Annotated in this window: 3 protein-coding genes; 2 read left to right on the forward strand and 1 reads right to left on the reverse strand. The window is 66.0% G+C overall.

Annotation, left to right across the window (positions count from 1 at the left end):
- The first annotated feature begins 188 nt into the window (after window positions 1-188).
- Window positions 189-1,193 carry a zinc-ribbon domain-containing protein gene (locus CTR53_RS09380; RefSeq protein ID WP_290811916.1) on the forward strand — a complete coding sequence of 335 codons (1,005 nt, stop codon included), beginning with the start codon at window positions 189-191 and terminating at the stop codon, window positions 1,191-1,193.
- 218 nt (window positions 1,194-1,411) lie between these two features.
- Window positions 1,412-1,798, forward strand: coding sequence for a response regulator (locus tag CTR53_RS09385; RefSeq protein ID WP_290811919.1), 387 nt, complete (start codon window positions 1,412-1,414; stop codon window positions 1,796-1,798).
- A gap of 52 nt (window positions 1,799-1,850) precedes the next feature.
- On the opposite strand, the gene CTR53_RS09390 is transcribed toward CTR53_RS09385, so the two are convergent.
- Entirely contained in the window at window positions 1,851-2,240 is a 390-nt protein-coding gene (locus tag CTR53_RS09390; protein ID WP_367158961.1) for a VOC family protein, read from the reverse strand.
- Window positions 2,241-2,332 lie beyond the last annotated feature (92 nt).

A 2,332-nucleotide genomic window follows, 5' to 3' on the forward strand; every position in this document is an offset into this window, starting at 1 on the left:
CCCGGCCCGTATCGCATCCCGACATTCTGGAATCGCACCACGCCCGAGAGTCCTCCGATTCGCCTAATGCCTTACGTACCAATGACTTCAATATCTTGCGAGGCAGTGGGGTTGCTTCCGCAGCCCTGTCCGTCCTATAAGGGAAAGCATCCGGAAACGCAAAAGGGCTGGCACCAGGCAGATTTGGCATGATCCTCAATTGCCCAGCCTGTGCGACCCGTTTCACGGTCGACCCCACCACATTCGGCGACGAGCCCCGCAAGGTGCGCTGTTCGGTTTGCCGCAACGTCTGGCGCCAGGAACCGGTGGCCGAGCCCGAGCCGCCGGCCCCCCCGGCGCCTGAGCCCAAGCCCGTACCCTCCGTGCTGGAGCAGATGGCCGCCGCGGCTGCCCAGGCGGAGATGGGGGCCGAGGATGAATGGGTGCCGCCGCCGCCCCCGGGCGGCAAGCCGCCGCCGGCGGCAGCCGTGGTGCCGCCACCGTTGCCGCCCCTGCCTGATCTCGACCTGTCGCCGCCTGCGGACGATCTGGCGCCCTCGCTCGGCGCCCCGCCGCCGCCGCGGATTTCGGGCTTCGACGACGATTTGCTGGACGCTGAGCTGGACCGGCCGCCGCTGCATCCGCCGCTGGACGAGCCGACCAACGGCGGTCTGGACGACGACCCCGACGAGGCGATCAACCGCCGCCGCGCCCGCCTGGCCGAAGCCGGGGTGCAGCGCGCCCCGAGCAAGCCGAAAAAGCCGTTCTCCTGGGCCTGGCTCGGCTGGCTGCTGCTGTTCGGCCTGCTGGGTGGCGTGATTGGCGGCGGCTACGAGAAGCGTATCGAGCTGGTCGCCTTCTATCCGCCGCTCGCCAAGCTGTATGAGCAGCTCGGCATCCCGGTCGAGGCGGCGCAGTGGCTCGGGCTTGAGCTGCACAATCTGAAATCCGCCACCGTGCTGGATGGCGGCACCACCAAGGTGACGGTGTCGGGCGATGTGGTGAATGTCGGCGGCACCGAACGCGCCCTGCCGGCGGTCCGCATCGCCATGCGCGGCGCCAACGGCCAGGATCTCGGCGCCTTCACGGTCAAGCTCGAGCAGAACAGCATCGCCGCCGATGAGACGCTCAGCTTCAGCGTTCAGCTGCCGGCGCCCAAGGACGAGGTCACCGACCTCGAAGTCGCCTTCGCCAGTCAGTCGGCCACGCCTTAAATTCGTGTAAAATCGGCGGTCTGCCGCAGCAGCCATGAGTTGCAGGCGAGTAACAATGCTCGTTTTCTTTCATTACCCGTTAGGGTAGGATTCGCAGGCGGCCGGTTCGGGCGGATTCGCCGGCCCTCACTGCAGAGTTTGACCAAGCTGATTCCAGAATAGGTGGCTGTCGCCGGGCAGAACTGCCCTTGCCGTGCGACCGCCGTCGGCGAGGACGGATGGCGCGGATACTGGTTGCGGAACATGAAGTGCCGGTGCGCGAATTCATCCGGCGTGTGCTGCAGCAGCGCGGGCACGAGGTCGTCGTGGTCGATGACGGCGCCGAAGCCGTGGTCAAGCTGGCGCGCCTGCCGTTCGATCTCCTGCTCGCCGATGTGGCGATGCCCAACATGGATGGCGTCGAACTGTCGCTGAAGGTGGCGCGCGACTTCCCCAATCTGCCGGTGCTGATGATGTCGAACGAGAGTATCCAGCGCCGCCGTTCGCACGACATCGACAGCCTGATGGTGATCCTGCAGAAGCCCTTCACCATGGTTGCGCTCAACGACGCGGTCGAACGCGCGCTGGGCGTCAACGTAAAGGTCGCCGGGCCGCCGGCGGATTAGCGACGCCTCCAACATTCATCTCATGGCCGGCTGTCCCGGCCATCCACGTCTTTCAGATGCTGTTGCTGATCTCGATCAGATTGCCGTCGGGATCGCGGACATAGACCGAGAGAATCGGTCCGGTCGCGCCGGTGCGCTGCACCGGGCCTTCCAGAATTGCCACATCCTGTGCCGCGAGATGCGCGATCACGTCCTTCAGGGGCCTGGCCGTGAGGAAGCACAGATCGGCGCTGCCCGGTGTCGCATGGGCGGCCTTGGGCTCGAATTCACGGCCCTGGCGGTGCAGGTTGATCTTCTGCCGGCCGAAACCCAGTGCCAGGCGCTCGCTGCCGTCCTTCGCCGTGAAACGGATCGCCTGCATGCCCAGCGCATGTTCATAGAAGCGCAGCGTAGCATCGATGTCGCGCACGGTCAGTACCAGATGGTCGAGGCTGTCGATCATGAGGCGAAGTCTAGCAGCCGGGCGGGCGGATGCTGCCTGAGAAATCGTCAAGTCGGCGGCGAGGAAACCGTCAGAACCGCCGCAGCAGGCGG

Source organism: Ferrovibrio sp., assembly GCF_002796975.1.
Taxonomy (GTDB): Bacteria; Pseudomonadota; Alphaproteobacteria; order Ferrovibrionales; family Ferrovibrionaceae; genus Ferrovibrio.

Excerpts from the sequence above, each read along its gene's own strand:
- CTR53_RS09390 (WP_367158961.1), bottom strand. The coding sequence starts at position 2,240 with ATGATCGACAGCCTCGACCATCTGGTACTGACCGTGCGCGACATCGAT.
- CTR53_RS09385 (WP_290811919.1), top strand. The coding sequence starts at position 1,412 with ATGGCGCGGATACTGGTTGCGGAACATGAAGTGCCGGTGCGCGAATTC.
- CTR53_RS09380 (WP_290811916.1), top strand. The coding sequence starts at position 189 with ATGATCCTCAATTGCCCAGCCTGTGCGACCCGTTTCACGGTCGACCCC.